The organism is Paenibacillus sp. FSL W8-0187 (assembly GCF_037969755.1).
Classification (GTDB): Bacteria; Bacillota; Bacilli; order Paenibacillales; family Paenibacillaceae; genus Paenibacillus_AQ.
Genome location: NZ_CP150206.1, coordinates 6,795,106 through 6,817,816, shown reverse-complemented (window position 1 = coordinate 6,817,816; position 22,711 = coordinate 6,795,106). Strand labels below are relative to the sequence as shown.

18 protein-coding genes are annotated in these 22,711 nt (G+C 48.2%); 16 read left to right on the top strand and 2 right to left on the bottom strand.

Features of this window, described 5'->3' with window-relative positions:
* Positions 1-10 precede the first annotated feature (10 nt).
* The 8 genes from MKY48_RS30940 (at position 11) to MKY48_RS30905 (ending at position 11,468) form a co-directional block, all read left to right on the top strand.
* A complete protein-coding gene (locus MKY48_RS30940) occupies positions 11-1,891 on the top strand; it encodes a glycosyltransferase (RefSeq protein ID WP_339268450.1) in 1,881 nt (626 codons plus the stop codon).
* Between the two features lie 10 nt (positions 1,892-1,901).
* A complete protein-coding gene (locus MKY48_RS30935; RefSeq protein WP_339268448.1) occupies positions 1,902-3,632 on the top strand; it encodes a glycosyltransferase family 4 protein in 1,731 nt (576 codons plus the stop codon).
* Between the two features lie 29 nt (positions 3,633-3,661).
* A complete protein-coding gene (locus MKY48_RS30930) occupies positions 3,662-4,444 on the top strand; it encodes an FkbM family methyltransferase (RefSeq protein ID WP_339268446.1) in 783 nt (260 codons plus the stop codon).
* Positions 4,445-4,848: 404 nt separating this feature from the next.
* Positions 4,849-5,046: a cold shock domain-containing protein gene (locus MKY48_RS30925; protein ID WP_009594275.1), complete on the top strand. Its 198-nt coding sequence runs from the start codon at positions 4,849-4,851 to the stop codon at positions 5,044-5,046.
* 197 nt (positions 5,047-5,243) lie between these two features.
* Positions 5,244-5,810, top strand: a complete 567-nt coding sequence (gene raiA, locus MKY48_RS30920) for a ribosome-associated translation inhibitor RaiA (protein WP_076324023.1) — start codon at positions 5,244-5,246, stop codon at positions 5,808-5,810.
* Between the two features lie 713 nt (positions 5,811-6,523).
* Positions 6,524-9,037: a preprotein translocase subunit SecA gene (gene secA, locus MKY48_RS30915; RefSeq protein ID WP_076324024.1), complete on the top strand. Its 2,514-nt coding sequence runs from the start codon at positions 6,524-6,526 to the stop codon at positions 9,035-9,037.
* A 385-nt stretch (positions 9,038-9,422) separates the two neighbouring features.
* Positions 9,423-10,536, top strand: a protein-coding gene (gene prfB / locus MKY48_RS30910; RefSeq protein ID WP_098749186.1) for a peptide chain release factor 2 whose coding sequence is annotated in 2 segments (ribosomal slippage) — positions 9,423-9,494 and positions 9,496-10,536 — 1,113 coding nt in all. Because the reading frame shifts where the segments join, the coding sequence is not laid out codon by codon here.
* Positions 10,537-10,562: 26 nt separating this feature from the next.
* Positions 10,563-11,468 (top strand): YitT family protein, encoded by a 906-nt coding sequence (locus MKY48_RS30905; RefSeq protein ID WP_076324026.1) that lies wholly within the window; start codon positions 10,563-10,565, stop codon positions 11,466-11,468.
* 98 nt (positions 11,469-11,566) lie between these two features.
* Here the strand turns inward: MKY48_RS30905 and MKY48_RS30900 are convergent, their stop codons facing one another.
* Positions 11,567-12,109, bottom strand: coding sequence for a hypothetical protein (locus MKY48_RS30900; protein ID WP_339291866.1), 543 nt, complete (start codon positions 12,107-12,109; stop codon positions 11,567-11,569).
* A gap of 151 nt (positions 12,110-12,260) precedes the next feature.
* Here MKY48_RS30900 and MKY48_RS30895 point away from each other — a divergent pair, with 151 nt between their 5' ends.
* The 8 genes from MKY48_RS30895 (at position 12,261) to argH (ending at position 21,780) form a co-directional block, all read left to right on the top strand.
* Positions 12,261-12,830, top strand: a complete 570-nt coding sequence (locus MKY48_RS30895; protein WP_339268441.1) for a GNAT family protein — start codon at positions 12,261-12,263, stop codon at positions 12,828-12,830.
* 394 nt (positions 12,831-13,224) lie between these two features.
* Positions 13,225-14,280 carry an N-acetyl-gamma-glutamyl-phosphate reductase gene (argC, locus tag MKY48_RS30890; RefSeq protein WP_339291865.1) on the top strand — a complete coding sequence of 352 codons (1,056 nt, stop codon included), beginning with the start codon at positions 13,225-13,227 and terminating at the stop codon, positions 14,278-14,280.
* An 18-nt stretch (positions 14,281-14,298) separates the two neighbouring features.
* Entirely contained in the window at positions 14,299-15,525 is a 1,227-nt protein-coding gene (gene argJ, locus MKY48_RS30885) for a bifunctional glutamate N-acetyltransferase/amino-acid acetyltransferase ArgJ (protein WP_339291864.1), read from the top strand.
* A 31-nt stretch (positions 15,526-15,556) separates the two neighbouring features.
* A complete protein-coding gene (argB, locus tag MKY48_RS30880; RefSeq protein WP_339291863.1) occupies positions 15,557-16,393 on the top strand; it encodes an acetylglutamate kinase in 837 nt (278 codons plus the stop codon).
* 265 nt (positions 16,394-16,658) lie between these two features.
* Positions 16,659-17,879, top strand: a complete 1,221-nt coding sequence (locus MKY48_RS30875; RefSeq protein WP_339291862.1) for an acetylornithine transaminase — start codon at positions 16,659-16,661, stop codon at positions 17,877-17,879.
* A 59-nt stretch (positions 17,880-17,938) separates the two neighbouring features.
* Positions 17,939-18,895 carry an ornithine carbamoyltransferase gene (gene argF / locus MKY48_RS30870; protein WP_339291861.1) on the top strand — a complete coding sequence of 319 codons (957 nt, stop codon included), beginning with the start codon at positions 17,939-17,941 and terminating at the stop codon, positions 18,893-18,895.
* 106 nt (positions 18,896-19,001) lie between these two features.
* Entirely contained in the window at positions 19,002-20,234 is a 1,233-nt protein-coding gene (locus MKY48_RS30865) for an argininosuccinate synthase (RefSeq protein WP_076324035.1), read from the top strand.
* A gap of 130 nt (positions 20,235-20,364) precedes the next feature.
* Positions 20,365-21,780, top strand: coding sequence for an argininosuccinate lyase (argH, locus tag MKY48_RS30860; protein ID WP_339291860.1), 1,416 nt, complete (start codon positions 20,365-20,367; stop codon positions 21,778-21,780).
* Between the two features lie 136 nt (positions 21,781-21,916).
* Here the strand turns inward: argH and MKY48_RS30855 are convergent, their stop codons facing one another.
* A complete protein-coding gene (locus MKY48_RS30855) occupies positions 21,917-22,690 on the bottom strand; it encodes an alpha/beta hydrolase family protein (RefSeq protein ID WP_339291859.1) in 774 nt (257 codons plus the stop codon).
* Positions 22,691-22,711: the final 21 nt, after the last annotated feature.

Here is a 22,711-nt window from a genome sequence, read left to right as displayed (position 1 = left end):
GAGTTGTACTATGAAATTTCAAACTATTTCATTATGTATGATCGTAAAAGATGAAGAGCGAACATTGGAAAGATGTCTCGAGAGTGTAAAAGGGATCGTCGATGAGATCGTTATAGTAGACACTGGATCTACGGATAGAACAGTTGAAATTGCTTCCCAATATACTACAAAAATATTCAGCTTTGAGTGGAATGACGATTTTTCTGATGCACGAAATTTTGCTGCACAATTCGCTACAGGTGACTATATTCTGACTCTGGATGCTGATGAATACCTGGATTCTGCGAGTAAACATTTACTACTCGAACCTTTAACTGCCGACTATTATTTTTTAAGAATTCGAAATATTATCAGAAACGGTATTGTCGACACTCATTCATTTATTCGAATGTACTCTAGATTTCAAGGATTTATTTACCAAGGAGCAATTCATGAACAGATTAATTTCATAGACTTTCCGAAGACTTCTCCGGGTGCCTTGTCTGTATACATTATTCATGATGGATACGAAAAATCCATTATTGAAAATAAAAATAAGCATGGCAGAAACATGAGAATTATTGAAGAAGAGCTACGTCGGAAACCAACAGCTTTTGGATACTTCAATCTGGGGAATCAATATAAATCTATTGGTGAAATGGATAAAGCCGTTATAGCATACAGCACATCCTACGGACTTGATCCGAATATGTCTTTTGGACCTAAACTGATTGTGTATTTGACGCAATCGTTAATGAGTTTGAAGCGATATGATGAATCACTACGAATTCTTGGAGATTTCATTCAACTTCACCCGACATATACGGATTTATATTATGAACAGGGTGTTTTATATACAGAAATTGAATATTTTAAAGATGCAGAGGCTGCATTTCTTAAATGTCTGGAGTTGGGTGACGTTACCAGTCATCTGTATTCATCTATGGAAGGTGTTGGGTCATATTTAGCACACGCTCAGCTAGCTGAAATGTATATGAAATGGAACAATTATGAATCTGCTCGCGAACATATTTTTCAAAGCCTCACCCAGAATAAAATGCATGCAGCATCGCTGAGAATACTTCTGGAATCATATATAAACTTAAATCCAAAGGATACTTTGGAGAAGCTGGCTTCAATTTATACTTTGGAATCAGTAGAAGAAGCGAGCCTTCTATTGCAAGTGCTGTATCTTCTTAGAAATCCTGCCTTCACCATAATCTCAGCATCATTCAAACAGGATTTGAATGACGCAATGACAGCATGGACTTATCAAGTTGAAGGAGAATATGAAAGGGCTAAGCAGGTCCTTTTAAAAAATAAGAGAGTAATTGATGGTACCCATCGAGATATTTTGTATCTTGCAGTTGTAACTCGAGATACTTATTTTTTTAATAAATTTAAACATGAATTCAGTATATGTAATAAGGATAAAGGGATCCTGTTGAAAATTATCAATAGAGAAGGTGTACAAGAGGCTGAAGTTAGTCCTCAATTAGTTTCGTTGATGGAAGATTTGTTTTACGATTTATTGATGTTGCGTCAATATGAAGTTATAGAGTATTTTATGAATCATGTTAATGCTACAATGATTCGTTATGAATTAGCCAGGATGCTATACAAATTTCAGTTTACTGAATTATCATTACAGGCACTGACAGATTCTGAAGAATCGACTGATAAAGCAAAAGTGTACGAATTAGCAGGGGATATTCTCAATCAAATGGAAATGTACGGTGATGCTTATCAATACTACAACCAATATCTGAAACTGAGTAGTTCTTATGATTTTGCTGTTGTATACAAAATTCACGAATTGTCATTAAAAGTAGGGGATGAAAACGTTCAGAAGGATGCTTTAAAGCGAATGAAAGAAATGGTTCCAAGGTCAGAATGGGCAGGATCATTATAGGAGGGCTTTTATGATCTCAAAACTAAGGCAAAGAGAATATTCTGATCGTAACAAACGTTTGTATCTAGCACAATCTCAAAAGGTCACTCCTAAACAACAGGAAAAAGAAAACTTGAAAATTGTTTATGTAATGACCCATGTGAGTGTGTGCGGAGGGGTAAAAGTAATTTTTGAACATTCTAATAGATTAATGAAAAAAGGATGGGAGGTTTGTATAGTATCGCATTTCCCAAAGCCAGACTGGTATCCAATCTATGCCGAATACAAGCAAGTTCCCTTCGGGATTGAACTGGCACAAGGGATTCCCTTATGTGACGTTATAGTCGCAACCTATTGGGATCATATACAAGCATGTATCGAGACAGGGATAGCACCAGTTGTTTATTTTGAGCAAGGTGATGAGCATTTATTTCATATCGAACGTCTATCCGAAGATGTACAATCCTATGTTAAGACACAAATGCAACTTCCCGCATTTATCATGACGGTATCGCACAAGGCATCTTATTCATTAAAGAAGAATTTTGAAAGAGATTCCGTAATCATTCCAAATGCAATAGATCATGATGTTTTTACAACCATTATCAAGAGTAATATTAACAAATATAATGAACCATACATTCTCATAATGGGAAATGAGAATATTACGTTTAAGGGAATACCCCGAATTATTAATGTTGTTCAGAGAGTAAAAGAGTTATATCCAGTAGTTAAACTCTATTGGATTAATCCCAAGAATCCTGGCGATTCCTGGGCAGATGCAGCTGACCGAGTGTATGTAAATCCTCCGCAGAATGAGATAGCAGAGCTTTTCCAGCATGCAATTATGTTTGTTTCTGCTTCCGAATTTGAATCCTTTTCACTTCCTGTGATTGAAGCGATGGCTACCGGCTGTCCTGTTGTATCAACAAATAATGATGGGGTAATGGAATACGGTATCGATGGAGAAAACATTCTCATAGCTGAAATCGGTAACGAAGACGACCTTTATTGTAGAATAATGAATTTGCTGGAAGATGGGGAACTACGCCGAAAAACCTCGGAAAATGGACTGATAACTGCCAAGAAATACAACTGGGAAGATAGTGTATCAATACTTATGGAATATTTATTCTATGTATCAGCGCATTCAATTGAGAGCTTGAATCAGGTCGAGGATTGGGACATTACAATAGATGAGTCACTCTTTAAAAATAAGGAGGATCAGATTAAATTTAGAAGGAATTTGTATCATGTGATGGATGATACGGTATACATTCCAGTAGTTTATGATTGGATACAGGATCACCCGATCGCGAGGTGGGAGATTGCTGCAACAAGAAAAAGTGGCAGTAACAACAGTTCAACCCGAATCTTCACCCCTATAGATAACCCGAAATATCTAACAGAATCAGTTGTGTTTTGGGCTGGAATCCAGCATGTAATGGATGAAAAATATTTAGAGGCGTTAGAGTATTTTATTGGACAGTATAATCATTCAAGCGACGAATGGAAACCAGTTTGTAGTAAATGGATTATCCTGTGTTTGATTGAATTGGAAAGAGACCATGATGCGTTACAAGTAATTCAAGACCTATTGCACGTGTCTGAATGTTTCACTGATGCATACTATTTGTATTACTTGTTACTCTGTATCCATAGATCCGAAACGCAGGCCCAAGAAGTTCTCAAGACAATTCAATTAGTTGGGGATAGTATGAATGAGAAAGAATGGTTTTTTGATGTAGCAGGCCGATTATAAGATAATTATTGAAAACAAAGGAGATATTTATGAACGGAACCTATATAGGTAATGATAAAATGCTAGTCAAGCTTGCTTACAATGCTTTCTTAACTATTTCTTCCAAGGATTTAAGTCTTATGCCTACTTTGGTTCTGACAGGAATGTTTGAAGTTCCATTAACTAAGTATTTCTTAAATCATGTCAAACCTGGCCAAACAGTGATAGACGTAGGAACGAATGTAGGTTATTTTACATTATTGGCTTCTAAACTAGTAGGTGCTAATGGGAAAGTAATTGGCTATGAGGCGAATCCTGAATTAGTCCTGAACGTAAAAGATAATCTTGCTATGAATTGGACTACTGAAAATACAAAGATAATCAATAAAGCTATATACTCAAAGAATACTATACTAAACTTTCTTACTTCCGAAAGATTTCATGGTTATTCTTCTATTCACGAGAAACCAAAAGATGAAAACCTGATAGACACTTATATCTCAACTGAAATAAATGCTGTATCGTTAGATTCAGAGTTGCAAGATATAGAATTCATTGACCTTATAAAGATTGACATCGAAGGCGGGGAATACCATGCTTTTTTAGGCATGATGGGACTGATTGAAAATAAAAAAATAAAAAGAATATCATTCGAATGGAATAGACCGATGTTAGGAGAAGACGTACAGCCTTTCCTCCTCTTAATCAGTGATCTACTAAATCGGTTAGGAGGGCGTCTATTTTTTCTTGATGCTGAGGGCAACCCGGTTCCAACCACATTAAAGGAAATCTCAAGTACGGAATTTTACCCTTTTGCACTGCTAGAATTTTAATGATACGGGGACAAGTATTCCGGAAACCCCACCCTATGATCCGGGTGCCCATTAAGACGACTAATTTATGCTCTTGGCGATGCAGATGGCGTTGCCAAGAGTTTTTTGTATGGCTTCATTTTGGCTACTTGAGAATCTGTTCATTTGTATCATTTAAGTAGATTTTTTTCTAAAGGAACATGGTTCATGACATTTATTATAGGGTAAATAACCATAAACCTATTTTGTCCGCAAACTATTTTCGCCCGCCAATTCAGTCCTGAAGCCAAGTCGACATTTTTCCGGTTTTTTTGCAAAAGAAAACCTTTTCTTTGGTAATTGACAGTGGATAAGGTGGGTGCTATAGTCGGAAATGTGGACAATTAGTGTCACACTTTATTTGACAATGAAGGGAATGTTAGTGCATGCAAGGTAAAGTGAAATGGTTCAACGCAGAGAAAGGTTATGGCTTCATCGAGACTGAGGACGGCGGCGACGTATTTGTACACTTTTCCGCGATCCAATCCGAGGGCTTCAAGACTCTGGAAGAAGGACAATCCGTAGAATTCGAGATCGTTGAAGGCGCTCGTGGCCCGCAAGCAGCTAACGTAATCAAATTATAATCATCCCGGCACAGCCGACCTACATAAACGGTATAGATGGTTAACAATTCGAGATTCGCTAGCCCAAGACTCCGGTTTGTCCGGAGTCTTTTTCTGTGCGCCGTTCCCTGAAAAATATTGTGCTAAAATTCACAATTCTGACTTTTTACATAGCCTTAACAAAATGCTATAATGAAGGTGCAAAGGAGGAGTGCCCAATGCAATTCACTATCCGAGGTCAACAAATTGAAGTGACCGATGCTTTGAAGGACTATGTTGACAAGAAGCTCAGCAGGCTAGATAAGTATTTTGATGCACCCCCCACCTCTGAAGGATATGTCACACTGAATGTCATTCGAGGATTGCACACAGTGGAAGTGACCATTCCGCTCACAGGCGTGGTACTGCGTGCGGAAGACCGAAGCGACGATATGTACGCTTCCATTGACGCTGTTGTGGACAAGTTGGAACGTCAGATTCGCAAGCACAAAACCAAGCTGAACCGTAAGATCAGACAAGAGGGCGGATTGAAAACGCTCATTGCGACGAACGGAGCAGCGGCAACCAGTCAGATGGAGGCAGAGCAAGTCGAGTATGACGATGACAGTTACGAAGTTGTCCGTACGAAACGTTTTACCATGAAGCCGATGGACGTGGAAGAAGCGATCCTGCAGATGAACATGGTAGGCCATAATTTCTTCGTATTTTCCAACATTGACACACAGGAAGTAAATGTCGTTTACAAGCGTGATGACGGCAAGTACGGATTGATCGAGCGGGATTAAGCTTAAGCGGCATTCCAAGCGGAATGCAGAAGTAGCTGGACCTGATTCGAATTTTAAAATGGTGAAATGAAATTGAAATGTAAGATGAGCCTTCATCCGTGTAAGCGGGTGGGGCTCTTTATTTGGATATATACGTTTTTGATGCGGTAGGCATCGTAAAGATGGTGGTATTTGATGGTAAACCATCAGAGTATGCTGAATAGTGCAACCATTATTTTAATGAGACGACTTATAGGGGACTTCAGGGCCGTTTCTTAAACAGCTCCAGTATAACGTCTTAAGGACTTCCTTTATAAGAGGATTCGCGTTCGGTTAGCCATGATTGAACAGCATCACCGGGGCGGAGTCTTTGTTATTTCTGGACAATGGGAGATGAATATTTCACACTTATTTAGATGTGGTGTTTTGTTTGTGAAATGAATATAATTCCATTGTTTAAAGCTGGGTAAATGCTCGACGCAACTTTTTTGAGCCTCCCCGCGTCTCATAGAGTAGGGCTTCACGTAACAGACATCTCTTGTGATAGCACATATTGTTGCGGCATCCCTTACAAACTGTTACAATTTATGCAAACCCTCATTTTATGGGACGGGCTTTTTAGCCTGCATCAAATGGGACCATCATAAGGAATCAATGAATCGATTTCATCATTTAACCCTTTGGCATTTAATGAAGTTGATTCTATCACTTGTTTTGCACGAAAGGGGTTAACCATGCTAGGACTTGTCAAAAAGATTTTCGGCGACACCAACGAGCGTGATGTCAAACGTCTCATGAAGACGGTCGATGTGATCAACAAACTGGAACCGGATTTTGAGAAGCTCTCCGATGAGCAGCTGCAAGCCAAAACCGAAGAGTTCCGTGCACGAATCGAGAAAGGTGAGACGCTGGAGGAATTGCTTCCTGAAGCGTTTGCGACAGTTCGTGAAGCTTCCAGACGGACACTTGGCAAGCGTCACTATGACGTGCAGCTGATTGGAGGAATGGCCCTCCACGAAGGCAGAATTGCAGAGATGAAGACCGGTGAAGGTAAGACCCTTGTAGGTACGCTGCCGGTTTACTTAAATGCCCTGCTTGGCAAAGGTGTTCACGTTGTAACGGTCAATGATTATCTGGCGCAGCGTGACAGCCAAGAGATGGCGCAAATATATAATTTCCTGGGAATGACGGTCGGGGTTAACCTGAGCGGTATGGAACACCCGGATAAACAGCAGGCGTATGCTTGCGATATTACGTATGGTACGAACAATGAGTTCGGCTTTGACTATCTGCGGGACAACATGGTCCTCTACAAAGAGCAGATGGTTCAGCGTCCGCTCTATTTCTGTATCATTGATGAAGTGGACTCCATCCTGGTTGACGAAGCGCGTACGCCGCTCATCATCTCGGGACAAGCTCAGAAATCGACCGAGCTGTATTTTGCAGCCGACCGCTTTGTGAAGCGTCTGACTGCGGAAGAGGATTATACGGTAGACATTAAGGTCAAATCCGTGGCCCTAACCGAAAAAGGCGTGGCACTAGCGGAGCGTTCTTTCGGTATCGACAACCTGTATGACCATAACCACGTAACATTGAACCACCACATTGTACAAGCGCTGAAAGCGAACGTGATCATGCGCCGCGATGTGGATTACGTTGTTACCGACGACGAAGTGGTTATCGTTGACGAATTCACGGGACGTCTGATGGCTGGACGCCGTTATAGCGACGGTCTCCACCAGGCGATTGAAGCGAAGGAAGGCATCGAGGTGCAGAACGAGAGTATGACCCTTGCAACGATCACCTTCCAGAACTACTTCCGGATGTATCGCAAGCTGGCAGGTATGACTGGTACGGCGAAAACCGAGGAAGAAGAATTCAAGAAGATTTATGGTCTTGAAGTGCTGCAAATTCCTACGAACAAACCGAATCAGCGTGTCGACATGCCGGATGTGGTTTACAAGAGCGAAGAGGGCAAGTTTAAGGCGGTTGTAGCGGAGATCGTAGAACGTCACAAAAAGAACCAACCAATTCTGGTAGGTACAGTTTCCATTGAGAACTCCGAGCGTTTATCGGAGCTGCTGAAGCGCAAAGGCGTCCAGCATAAAGTTCTGAATGCGAAGTACCATGCGGAGGAAGCGGAAATCATCTCACGCGCCGGTCAGCCGGGATCGGTAACGATCGCGACGAATATGGCGGGACGCGGTACGGATATTTTGCTTGGTGAAGGCGTACAGGATATTGGCGGACTTCACATTATCGGTACAGAACGTCACGAATCGCGCCGGATCGATAACCAGTTGCGTGGTCGTGCCGGTCGTCAGGGTGACCCGGGGTCAACTCAGTTCTACCTGTCCCTCGGTGATGAGCTGATGAAACGTTTTGGTACAGACAACGTGCTGAATATGATGGATCGTCTTGGTTTTGAAGAAGATCAGCCGATCGAGAGCAAAATGATTACCCGTGCGGTTGAATCCGCGCAGAAGCGGGTAGAAGGCAACAACTTCGACATGCGTAAAGTCGTTCTGCAATATGATGACGTCATGAACCAACAGCGTGAGATCATCTACAAACAGCGCCGCGAGATCTTGGAGTCCCAAGACATTAAGCAAATCGTTGTAGAGATGATTAAGCCGGTCATTGATCGTGTTGTGCAGGCTCACTGCAGCGATGATATTCCGGAGAACTGGGAACTGCAAGAAGTGGCAGACTACGTCAACAGCAAGCTGCTGGACGAAGGTTCCGTCACTCGCGAAGATCTGTGGGGCAAAGAAGCCGAAGAGATTACCGAGTATATCTTCGAGCGCGTGATGAAGAAGTACGAAGAGCGTGAGCAAGCCATCGGCGAAGAAATGGTACGCGAGTTCGAAAAAGTTATCGTGCTGCGTTCGGTGGACAGCAAGTGGATGGATCATATCGATGCGATGGACCAGTTGCGTCAAGGTATCCACCTCCGTGCATACGGCGGTACCGATCCGCTTCGCGAATACCAATTCGAAGGCTTCGAGATGTTTAATGCCATGATTGCAACAATCCAAGAAGAAGTGGCGACGTACATCATGAAGGCCCAAATCGCGACAAACCAGGAGCGTCAAGCCGTTGTGGACGAAAATAAAGTCTCCACGAACAGCAGCAGCGAACCTGCGGAGAAGCGCCCGGTCCAGGTGGCTGAACAGATCGGCCGGAATGATGCATGTCCTTGCGGCAGCGGCAAGAAGTATAAGCACTGCCATGGACAGAACGCTTAAGCAATCTAGCCAAGTGGTGATGAATATAAGAAAAATGTCCATCGATGTGTGCTTTCACAGAAGCAAGACCGCGTTTAGAGGATATTTTTCTTGCGATGATTGAAATTGATCAGCATTATTGTAAACTTCGATCATCCTTATATAGCCCGTCCAGGTTATGGGCGCGAACTTTTCAACTCCCTTAAGAGCGGCAGATGAACCGGGTGACTGTGGACTATTCCACCGTGATCCGAAATCACTGCTGCGTTTAAGGGAGTTTATCTGAATAAACAGCGAAATATTTTGTGAAGCGATGTGATGTGGATTTTCTCTTAAATGGAACGTTTTCCATGCAGGAGAGGGTATACTGAAATTATTACATGTAGATAAGAAAGGACGAGGACTCATGATCGATCCAAGTGTGAAGCAGGACCTGCGTGAAATTAGCAAGAAACTAACCAATCTTAGGGGGTCTCTTTGACTTAAGTTTAAAGCAGGAGATGATTGAGAACTTTGAGGAGAAGATGGCAGCCCCGGATTTCTGGGATGACAATGAGAAGGCTCAGGCGCTTATTACCGAGATGAATGCCGTGAAGTCATCGGTGGATCACTATCAGAAGCTGCAGGTGGATTACGATGATGCCGTCGTGATGATCGAGCTGGCGGATGAAGAAGGCGATGACTCCCTTGCAGGAGAAATTGGAGAAACGATCAAGGACCTGGTTGGGCGTGTAGAAGAGTTTGAACTCCAACTGCTGTTGAACCAGCCTTACGATAAAATGAATGCCATCCTTGAGCTGCATCCGGGCGCGGGGGGAACCGAGTCTCAGGACTGGGGCCAAATGCTGCATCGCATGTATACGCGTTGGGCGGAGAAACGCGGCTTCAAGGTGGAGACACTGGATTACCTGCCCGGGGATGAAGCGGGAATTAAGAGCGTGACACTGCTCATTAAGGGCTACAATGCTTATGGGTATTTGAAGGCCGAAAAAGGGGTGCATCGCCTGGTTCGCATCTCCCCGTTCGATTCTTCCGGCCGTCGCCATACCTCATTTGTGTCCTGTGACGTCGTTCCTGAGATTAACGATGAGATTGAACTGGACATCCGCACGGAGGACCTGAAGATTGATACTTACCGTGCGAGCGGTGCCGGTGGTCAGCATATCAATACGACGGACTCGGCCGTACGGATCACTCACTTGCCAACAGGAGTGGTTGTAACCTGTCAGAATGAGCGGTCCCAGATCAAGAACCGTGAGCGTGCGATGACCATGCTTCGTTCCAAGCTCTATGAGCGCAAGATCGAAGAGCAGCAGAGGGAATTGGCGGAAATTCGCGGCGAGCAGTCCGACATCGCATGGGGCAGCCAGATCCGTTCGTATGTATTCCATCCGTACAGCATGGTGAAAGACCATCGTACACAGGTGGAGACCGGTAATATAGGAGCCGTCATGGACGGGGATCTGGATGCTTTTATCGATGGATATTTGCGCAGTCAGATCAAGCTGGAAGTCGAGTAGGACGTTGAGGAGAGATTTGAAGAGCTATGGCGCAATCCGCTGGTAATCCATCGATTAACAAAAGAAAAAGAGAACCCCTGATTCCGATCAACGGTCCCCTTCGACAGACGGTGGACACCGTTTTTATCATCATCGGCTCCTTTATTATGGCGCTGTCATTTAACCTGTTTTTCCTGCCCAACCACATCGCCTCTGGCGGTGTGTCCGGATTGTCCGTTCTTGCGCAAGCATGGCTCGGCATTGAACCGGCATTTACGCAGTGGGCGCTGAATATCCCCTTGTTTGTGCTTGGCTTCTGGCTCCTTGGACGCGATTACGGCATCCGTTCCTTGCTGGGAAGCGTGATTTTGCCGTTGTTCGTCTTTTTGACCAAGGACTGGCCGATTCCAACCTCCAATCCGCTCTTGGCTTCCATCTATGGCGGGATCGGCGTCGGTATCGGCATGGGGCTGGTCTATCGCGGCAGGGGTTCAACTGGTGGATTGACCATCGTGGCTCAGCTTTTGCAAAAATACAGCGGCCTCAGCTTTTCCGTCTGCGTCGTGCTCTTGGATGCGATTGTGATCTCCTCGGCAGCCCTCGTGCTGTCACTGGAGCAGGCATTGTATGCTCTCATTGGACTGTACGTGACAGGCAAAGTGATTGATGCCATTGAGCTGGGCTTTAGCTTCACGAAGGTGGCTTACATTATATCCGATCATACGGAGCCGATAACGAAGGCCATTCTCGAGGATCTTGACCGTGGACTAACCAAGCTGACCGCAGAGGGAGGCTATACGGGTGAACACCGGACAGTTCTGATGGTCGTAGTCGGACAAAGTGAAATTCCCCGTCTGAAAACGGTGGTGCAATCGGTGGACCCGAATGCGTTTGTCATCATTAGCAATGCCCATGAGGTATTGGGTGAAGGCTTCCGCAATATTAAGGCGTAACATCAGGGCTCGTCAGCATACTCTAAAAAAAGAAGTAACACGTCGGTCAGATTTGCTATCTGAACATGTGTTACTTCTTTTTTTATATGATGTAATCGTTACCGGCTAATTTGCACAAGCGTAATTTCAGCCTTTCGTGTTTCCGCCATGAAGGAGATACGAACCTTGTCGAAGGTATAAACCATCTCGTATTCCTCTTCCATGTCGTTGTAATACATTTCGTAGGCGCTGCCCAAATGTTTTTTGACGTCCGCAAAGGTTTTATTCGGGAATGCCTCTTTGCCTATTAACAAACACCACATGCCGTTAGAGCCTGTATAGGGGTTCTCGAAATTAAATCCGGCATATGAAATGTTTTTGAATATCCAAAACTCACCGCCGTAGTGGTAGAATGAACTCACAGGTTTTCCCAATTTGGAGGCAATCTGTTTCTTGGTCATATCGAATTTAATGCCACCAAAGCCTGGAATGACTCCCTTTTTTAAATAAGTCGCCGTGTTTTTGTTAAGGATTAACGAGTGCGCCGGATTGGTTGTTGCTTTGGTGGACGTATCGGCAGCGAAACCCGGTAGAGGGGCCTGCCACGTTAGGTTAATCAGTAAGAGAAGACATAAGAGGGCTGTTGTTCTTTTGAATATCATTGTTTACCTCCAGGAATCTAAGTTGTAGGAACATATTTCCTAAAGTGGATTATATCAAAGTGCAGTTTAGGTCGATAGTCATATTTATTAGGTTAATAGTAATAGGGGGCGTGAAGTCTTAGTTTATAGCACAGTAAAGGGGGACTTACGAATGGAAATCGAACAGATCTTTGCTAATTTGCCGGTGCTGGAAACCGAGCGCCTGCGGCTTCGCAGAATATCGATGCAGGATGCGGATCAGATGTATGCCTATGCCTCTGATGATGAGGTTGCCAAGTACGTAACATGGGAAACCCATCGCTCGATCGATGACAGTAAGAAATTCATCCAGTTTATACTAGTCCAGTATGCCAAGCATGATATTGCCCCTTGGGGGATCGAGCTGAAGGAGAGCGGGCGTTTGGTGGGGACGGTGGATTTTGTGTGGTGGAAGCCTGAACAGCAGAGTGCGGAGATCGGTTACGTACTCGCGCGGGATTGTTGGGGACAAGGTCTTATGACGGAAGCAGCCTCCGCGTTACTGAAACTCGGATTTGGCGAAATGGATCTTGTACGCATCCAAGCTCGTTGCATAGAAGGGAACATCGGCTCTCAGCGTGTCATGGAGAAGATCGGCATGTCCTATGAGGGGACGTTGAGGAAGGGGATCAAGATCAAGGGTCAGCATTGGGACCTCAAATTGTATTCCATTCTAAAAGAGGAATATGAATCGACTCTTTAGACATTGAAGGCGATTGGTATTCATTTGCAAATGGGGACCAAATTTGAATAATCCATTGTATTTATATGAATACAGTCGTATAATAATACATATTTATGAGACGGATAAAGTCAAAGAATACCTATGACGAAAGCGTCGTTTTAATGCAGGAGACAGAATACTTCCGAACAAGATCATCACTAGCCTGACTGTTTTTACGATGGAAAACCATATCAAGAGCATCAGCAGTCACTTGATTTCTATGGCTTACCACGTCAAGGGCAGAGCTCAGGGGGCAATGTGAATCGATCGGAGGATGGAAACGGATGGGCATGACGTAGAGATGAAGGGAATGGATGAATGGGACCTTGCATAAGGTCCTTCAGCTGTTCCTTGGGGAGAGGGATGAGGATAAATGACGGACACAAACACAGTAAAAGTTGCTATTGTTGGATCTACCGGTTACGGTGGCGTGGAACTGATCCGGTTGCTGCAAGCACACCCGCGCGTTGAGATTACATCGGTAATCTCTTCATCGACTGCAGGCGTACCGATATCGGACGGTTTTCCACATTTGACGAATATCATGACCCGGAACCTGGATGGTGTTAATCCAGCGGAAATCGCGGAGGTGGCGGACTTGGTGTTCGCGGCCACACCTTCGGGCGTCAGTGCCAAGCTGGTGCCAGAGCTGCTGGATGCGGGCCTGAAGGTCATTGATCTCTCGGGAGATTTTCGCTTGAAGGACGGAGCAGTGTATGAACAGTGGTATAAGCACACGGCTCCGAGTGCGGAACTTTTGGAGAAGGCTGTATATGGCCTATGCGAAGTGTTTGGCGAGGAGGTCCGCGATGTGGATTTCATCTCCAATCCGGGCTGTTATCCGACAGCGACGCTGCTCGGGCTGATTCCGGCAATTACTGCGGGGTGGATTGATGCCTCTTCTCTTATTATCGATGCCAAATCCGGCGTGTCCGGTGCAGGCCGGGGAACGAGTTTGATGACGCATTATGCCGAGATCAACGAGGACTTTAAAGCTTATAAGGTGAATAAGCATCAGCATATTCCCGAGGTTGAGCAGGTATTGACTCAGGTTGCGGGCGAACCGATCACCGTTACCTTTACGACCCATCTGGTCCCGATGACGCGGGGAATCATGAGCACGATGTATGCCACGCTCAAGGGTCCTTATACGGAAGAGGATTTTATTGAGCTGTATCGCCAGTATTACAAGGACCGCCGGTTTGTGAGAATCCGTGATTTGGGCGTATGGCCTGCGACAAAAGAAGTCAGCGGCTCCAACTACTGCGATATCGGATTTGCGGTGGATGCGCGTACGAACAGAGTGACCATTATATCGGTCATAGATAACGTGGTGAAGGGTGCGGCCGGGCAAGCGATCCAGAACCTGAATTTGATGATGGGATGGGAGGAGAGCCTCGGACTTACGTTTACGCCGATTTATCCGTAAGCGGCTGGGGATACAGACATGGGAGAGAATATGTTTGCGATTATTGATGGGGGCAGCATCGTAACACCACAAGGGTTTAAAGCTGCTGGACTCCACTGTGGACTTAAGAAAACCGATCGTAATGATCTGGGCGTCATCGTATGTGACGTGCCTGCTGTGGCGGCTGCTGTATATACGACAAACCTCATTCAAGCGGCACCACTGAAGGTGACACGTGAAAGCCTGCAGGACGGCAAGCTTCGCGCGATCGTTGTCAATAGCGGGAATGCCAATGCCTGTACAGGTAAGCAGGGTGAAGAGGATGCTTATACGATGCGAGCTAGCACGGCAGCACAATTCGGTCTGGAAGAGAACGATGTGGCTGTCGCCTCAACGGGAGTCATCGGGGAACTGCTGAAGATGGACCGCGTTTCCTCGGGTATCACCGGCCTGCCTGCACGACTCAGCGGCGGAAGCGAGGGGGCTGAAAGCTTCAGCCAGGCGATTTTGACAACCGATCTCGTGAAAAAGGAAGCCTGCGTCACCGTACAAGTTAACGGTACGAAGGTGACTATCGCCGGAACGGCGAAGGGGTCGGGGATGATTCATCCAAACATGGCGACCATGCTCGGATTCATGACGACGGATGCGGTCATTGGTCAGGAAGCGCTGCAGCTGCTGCTGCGCCAAACGACCAACCTGACCTTTAATATGATTACGGTGGATGGGGATACAAGCACCAACGATATGCTGGTTGCGATGGCCAGCGGCCTGGTAGGGCATGACGTGCTATCGCCGGAGCATCCGGATTGGGATGCATTTGCAGCCGGCTTCCATTATGTGTGCCAGCAGCTGGCGAAGGCGATTGCACGTGACGGAGAGGGAGCTTCCCGCCTGATCGAAGTTCGCGTGAACGGCGCCGAAAGCGACGATGACGCGCAAGCCATCGCCAAGACGATCATTGGTTCCAGCCTGGTCAAATCTGCGGTGTTCGGCGCAGATGCTAACTGGGGACGCATTATTGCGGCTGTCGGCCGTGCGGGCCGTCCGGTCAATCCGGAGACGGTGGATATTGCCATCGGTCCGATTTCGGTGCTGGAGCAGTCAAGGCCCGTTGCTTTTGACGAAGATGCGGCTCTGGTTTACCTCCAGGGTGATACCGTGGATATTGACGTGAAGCTGCATATCGGAAATGGCTCGGCTACGGCCTGGGGCTGTGATTTAACTTATGACTATGTCCGCATTAATGCGGCTTATCGTACGTAGATAAATATTCAGTAGGACGGAGGAGACGGATATGAAGAGCACGATCGATCAGAAGGATACGTTGCCGGTCCAAACAGCAGGGGCAGATGCGTTTGTCATGAAATGCGGCGGCAGCACGCTCGCTGCGCTTCCTGACAGCTTCTTCGAGGATTTGAAGGATCTGCAGCAAAAGGGAGTCAACCCCGTTATCGTGCATGGCGGCGGACCCGCGATCTCCGGCAATCTGGAGAAACTCGGCATTGAGACCGAGTTTGTGAATGGGCTGCGCAAGACGACGGAGGATGTGCTGGACGTCGTGGAGATGGTCCTTGCGGGCACCATCAATAAACAGATCGTAAGGCGGATTCAAAGCGTGGGCGGCTCTGCCATCGGCTTATCCGGCTCGGACGGCGGGCTGATCGAGGCCAAACCGGTAATGAACCACGCGGAGGTTGGCTGGGTCGGCGATGTGACATTTGTGAAGTCGTCAATTCTGAGCGGCGTGCTGGAAATGGGCTATATGCCTGTGGTTGCACCGATCGGGGTGGATCCATCCGGTCAGCGCTACAACATTAATGCCGATACAGCGGCTGGTGCCGTTGCCTCCCATCTGGGGGTACACCGGATGATCGTTGTCACCGACGTACCCGGGATCATGAAGGGAGCAGGCGGCGAGAAGCGGGTGCTTCCGACCGTGACGGTGCAGGAGATCGAGGACATGATCGGGACAGGCGAAATCTACGGCGGCATGATACCGAAGGTCAGAGCGGCCATCAGCTGCATTCACGGCAAAGTGAGCGAAGTCGTCATCGTGGACGGAAGCGAGCCGAATGTACTGAGCCGAGTGTTGGGTGGAGAAGTGCTGGGAACGCGCATCGTGCGGATGTAATAAGGAATGAACAGGTTACGGCTTGATATTCAAACCGAAAAACTTCAACGGAGAAGGCGGAATCATTCCGTAGAAGCGAAGCGGGCCCCTTTGTCCACGGAATTTATCCTAACTTATATCATTCAATAAAATTCTGTGGGCAACAGGGATCGGAGGAATGATCCGAATTCGCAGTGCTGGGTAAGCATAGTAGATGTCTCTTATCGCAGACGTTTCAAACCTGAAACATGAAGCAATGCCATATGCAAAGGAGTGTGTGAAGGTCATGGGAAAAGAAACAGCAGCAGGCGGTGTTAAAGCAGCGAATGAAAGCTCATTGTTCCAAACGTATGCCAGATATCCAATCGCCTTGGTCAAAGGCGAAGGCAGCTGGTTATGGGACGATCAAGGCAACAAATATCTTGATTTTATGGCGGGTTTGGCGGTAACGAATCTTGGCCATACTCCGGTGAAAGTAAAAGAGAAGCTGAAAGCCCAGCTGGATGAATTGTGGCATGTCTCGAACCTGTTCCACATTCCCGGTCAGGAAAAAGCAGCTGAGCTGCTGACAGCCAACACCTGCGCTGACGCCGTTTTTTTCTGCAACAGCGGAGCGGAAGCGAACGAAGCGGCCATTAAGCTGGCGCGCCGCTACCATCAGAAGGTGAAGGGAACGGGACGGTACGAGGTCATTACGTTTACGCAGTCCTTCCATGGACGGACGTTGGCTACGCTGACGGCAACCGGCCAGGATAAGGTAAAGGAAGGCTTCCTTCCGCTTCCGGCAGGCTTCAAAAGCGTTCCGCTGCATGACCTTCCGGCACTGGAAGCGGCTATTAACGACAACACCGCCGCCATCATGATCGAAATGGTGCAGGCGGAGGGCGGCGTGCATCCGGTGGAGCCGGAATTTCTTCAAGCCGTTACTGAGCTGTGCAAGAAGCACGGACTGCTGCTGATTGTCGACGAGGTGCAGACGGGCATGGGCCGAACCGGCAAGCTGTTTGCGCACGAACATTACGGCATCGAGCCGGACATTTTCACCGTGGCCAAAGGGCTCGGTTCCGGGTTCCCGGTTGGCGCGATGCTGGGCAAAGCTTACTTGCGCGAAGCCTTTACGGCAGGAAGCCATGCGACGACGTTTGGCGGCACGCCGATTGCGAGCGCCGTCATCCAGGCCACCATCGAGACAATGCTCGAGGACAACGTGCCGCAGCGCGCGGCCGAAGCTGGAGAATATTTGATGACCAAGCTGAATGAGAGCCTGGGCAGTCATCCTTTTGTGAAGGCGATCCGGGGTAAAGGCTTGCTGATCGGCATCGAATGCGCTGAACCGGTTGGCGAGCTGGTACTAAAAGGACAGAGCCGCGGGCTGCTGTTCGTAACGGCAGGACCGAATGTGATCCGGCTGCTTCCGAATCTGTACGTCACCAAACAAGAGATCGACCAGGCGGTATCGATTGTTACGGAACTTATACATGAGCATACGGCGGTTAGCCAAGCATAGAAGAATCGTGCAGCAGCATTTTGGACAATAACAGCATGGTTAAGGAGGACTGAAGGAGTATGGCCGCAAGCGGACAAGTGAAAGAATTGAGCCTGAAAGGGCGGGATATGATCGAGCTGGACGAATACTCGACGGAAGAGATTCAGTTCTTGCTCGATTCGGCAATTGAGATCAAGCGCAAGCAGAAGAACGGCGAAGTCTATCAGCCGCTGAAGGGCAAGACGATTGGTTTGATTTTTGAGAAGTCGTCCACGCGGACGCGGGTGTCGTTCGAGGCTGGCATGTTCCAGCTGGGCGGACATGCACTCTTTTTAAGCAAAAACGATATTCAGCTCGGACGCGGCGAGCCGATCAGCGATACGGCGCAGGTGATGTCCCGTTATCTGGACGGCTTGATGATCCGTACTTTCGGGCACGACAACGTGGTCAACCTGGCGAAATATGCCTCCATTCCGGTTATCAACGGCCTGAGCGACATGGCGCATCCATGTCAGGTGCTGGCTGATTTGCAGACCGTGCTGGAGCACAAAGGCAAGCTAAAAGGCCTCAAAATGGCCTTTATCGGCGATGGCAACAATATGGCGCATTCACTCCTGATTGGCGGAGCCAAGATGGGCATGCATGTGGCTGTGGCCAGTCCCAAGGGCTACGAGGCGGATGCCAGCATCGTGAAGCTGAGCGAGGAGATCGCAGCGCAAACGGGCGGCAAAATCACGATCACCCAAGACCCGATCGAAGCCGCGAAGGATGCGGACGTGATCTATACGGATGTATGGGCAAGCATGGGCTTTGAAGAGGAGCAGGCACAGCGGGAAGCCGCGTTTGCGGACTACCAGGTGAATGAGGAGCTGGTGAAGGTGGCGAAGCCGGATTACCTGTTCCTGCATTGTCTTCCGGCCCACCGTGGCGAAGAGGTTAGCGAAGGCGTGATCGACGGTGCCAATTCCGTTATTTTCGATCAGGCTGAGAACCGTCTCCATGCTCAAAAGGCTTTGATGGTTGCTTTGATGGCTTAGAGCCATTCAATTACAACGAACATTCTCTATGAAAATGCGTTAATGGACGTTATCTTTAGTATAATGAACGACAGGGTTGTTAGTAACAAAGAGAGGGAGTTTAACCATGGCAAAACAAAAAATCGTACTGGCGTATTCCGGTGGCCTGGATACGTCCGTTATTCTGAAGTGGCTGAAAGAAACCTACGATGCGGAGATCATTGCTTTCACGGCCGATATCGGCCAGAAGGAAGAGCTGGACGGACTTGAGGAAAAAGCGCTGGCGACAGGCGCCTCCAAAGTATACATCGACGATCTGCGCGACGAATTTGCAACAGATTTCATCTATCCGATGTTCCAGGCGGGTGCCATGTACGAAGGGCAGTACCTGCTCGGGACTAGCATCGCGCGTCCATTGATTGCTAAACGCATGGTGGATATCGCACGTGCGGAAGGCGCGACGGCGATTGCGCACGGCGCTACGGGTAAAGGGAACGATCAGGTTCGCTTTGAGCTGGGCGTTGCCGGCTTGGCACCGGACATTGAAGTAATCGCTCCTTGGCGCATCGAGGAGTTCCGTAACTCCTTCCCGGGACGTGCGGAGATGATCGCATACGCGGAAGCGCACGGCATTCCGGTAACGGCATCGGCAGCCAAATCCTACTCCATGGACCGCAACCTGCTCCATATCAGTTACGAGAGCGGCGTGCTGGAGGATCCTTGGTTCGATGCAAGCGCAGAGGACAGCAAGGATATGTACCTGCTCAGCGTATCGCCTGAGGATGCGCCGGATGAAGCAGAATACCTCGAGCTTACGTTCGAGCAAGGGAATGTCGTTGCGCTGAACGGCGAATCGATGAGTCCGCTGCAAGTAATGGAGAAGCTCAACGAGCTGGGTGGCAAACACGGCATCGGTCGCGTGGATATGGTAGAGAACCGCTTCGTTGGCATGAAGAGCCGCGGTGTCTACGAGACACCAGGCGGAACCATCCTGTTCACCGCTCATCGCAAAATGGAATCCATCACGATGGACCGTGAAGTGATGAATCTGCGCGACAGCCTGATTACCCGCTATAGTACCTTGGTTTATAACGGTTTCTGGTTTGCGCCGGAGCGTCTGGCACTGCAAGCGCTGGTAACGGAGAGCCAGAAGAACGTATCCGGTACGGTGCGCGTGAAGCTGTACAAAGGCAACATTATCGGCGCAGGTGTGAAGAGTCCGGTCAGTCTGTACAACCCGGATATCGCAACGATGGAGGCCGATCCGACGCAAGCTTATGATCAGGGCGATGCGACCGGCTTTATCCGCTTGAATGCACTGCGTTTGAAAGTGGCAACCGGCGTGAACCAGAATCAATAAGTTTACAATAATGAACAGGCTGAAGGCCGTTTCATGCTAGGGAGCTCCGCTGATTCTCGCGTAACCGGGATGAAAGGGACTTCTTAAGCGGGAAGCGGCCCTCTGCCTTAAACAGAGAGGGGCAAGTGTTGTGAGCAAGTTATGGGGCGGACGCTTTACGAAGCAGACCAACGCATTGGTAGAGGAATATACGGCATCCATCGGTTTTGACAAGCAGCTGGCCGAAGAGGATATCCAGGGAAGCCTTGCGCATGTGTCTATGCTGGGCAAATGCGGCATCGTGCCGGCCGAAGACGTGGAGACGATCAAGGCTGGCTTGAACAAGGTGTTGGAGCGCATCCGTGAGGGCAGCATCGAGTTCTCCGTATCGGATGAGGATATTCATATGAACATCGAGAAGAATCTGATTGAGGAAATCGGACCTGTCGGCGGCAAGCTCCACACAGGCCGCAGCCGTAACGATCAAGTGGCTACGGACATGCATCTGTATTTACGTAACCGCGTGGTGGCGCTGACTGGCATGCTGCATGAGCTGCAAACCGCATTGATCGGACAAGCCAGGGATAACCTGGATACGATTATTCCAGGGTATACGCATCTGCAGCGTGCACAGCCGATTCTGTTCGCACATCATCTGATGGCGTACGTGTCCATGTTTCAGCGGGATATCGACCGTCTGATCGACAGCTATAAGCGTATTAACGTGTTGCCGCTCGGGGCAGGCGCGCTTGCGGGTACAACGTTCCCGATCGACCGCCATTTCGTGGCAGAGCAGCTTGGGTTTGATGGTGTTTACGAGAACAGTCTGGATGCGGTCAGCGACCGCGACTTCATCCTGGAATTCCTCTCGGATGCTTCCATCATCATGATGCACTTGTCCCGCTTAAGCGAGGAGCTGGTGCTTTGGAGCAGCACGGAGTTCAACTTTATCGAGCTGGACGATGCGTTCTGCACGGGCAGCAGCATTATGCCGCAGAAGAAGAACCCGGATGTGCCTGAGCTTGTTCGCGGCAAAACCGGACGGGTATATGGCAATCTAATGGGTCTTCTCACCGTGCTGAAGTCCCTGCCGCTTGCTTATAACAAGGACATGCAGGAAGATAAAGAGGGCATGTTCGATACGGTCGCTACGCTGGAAGGCGCATTGCAACTGTTCGCGCCGATGATTGCCACGATGAAGGTCAACAAAGGCCGCATGCGCGAAGCGGTGAATACCGACTTCTCGAACGCAACCGACATCGCGGACTTCCTGGTGGGCAAAGGACTTCCTTTCCGTCAGGCGCACGAAGTGATCGGCAAGACTGTATTGTACTGTATCCAGAACAACAAGTATTTGCTGGACCTGACGCTGGATGAGTTCAAGCAGTTCTCGGAGCTGTTCGACGACTCCATTTATGGCGTCCTTCAACCGGAGACGGTGGTCAATGCGCGTAACGTATACGGCGGCACGGCAACCGAGCAAGTGAAGGCGGCCATTGATCGCAGCGTGCAGACCCTTCAGGTCACGGAGGAATGGTTGGGTCTCCGCCAAGGGAATGTTGAGTAACAGCATATTACGGTAAAAAAATAGAGGTGGATCGGCAAACGGTAAGTTTGCTGATCCACCTCTTTTATGATATCAGAAATGCACCCCATAGAACCGAAAACGAACCGCTGGCATGTCATGTGTGCCTATAGGTTCATCAGGCCTTCAACGGTAGCCACTTCAGCACATCCTGAATGTGGGTATCCCAATATCCCCAATCATGATCGCCTGGACCTTCCTGATAGGTGAGTTCGAGGGAGGTTTCTTCGCAGACTTTGCGGAACGCTTGATTGTCTTCATAGAGGAAGTCTTCGGTTCCGCAGCATTGATACAGCAGCGGCTTAGGCCCTTCGGATCGTTCGACTTCCTGAAGCAGCCACAGCAAGTCGTTGTCGGTACCGGTAATATCTTGATCTCCGTAGACTAATTGATGTTCAAACAAGGCCTCATTCCTCCGAATATGACCCGCCATATCGAGCGCGCCCGACAAGCTGGCAGCCGCGGCAAAGGCTTCGGGGCAACGAAGGGCCAGCTTGAATGCTCCGTATCCGCCCATGGACAAGCCGGCGACGAAGTTATCTTCCCTCGCGTGGGATAACGGGAAGAAGGAACGGGCAATGGCCGGCAGCTCCTGACTGATGAAGGTCCAGTATTTGCCACCGTATTCCATGTCGGTATAGAAGCTGCGGTGAACTTGCGGCATCACGACGGCAATGCCCATCTCGGCCACATAGCGTTCAATGGAGGTTCTGCGCAGCCAGATGGAATCGTCGTCGGACAGGCCGTGCAGCAGGAAGAGCGTCGGATGCAGACCGCTTTTGGCATGATTGGTCATACCGATCTGCGAAGAGGTTTGCTGAGGGAGAATGACGGTCATGGACGTACTGAGACCCAGTACCTCCGAGTAAAAGCGACATTGCATAAGAGCCATGATGATGTATCCCCTTTCACT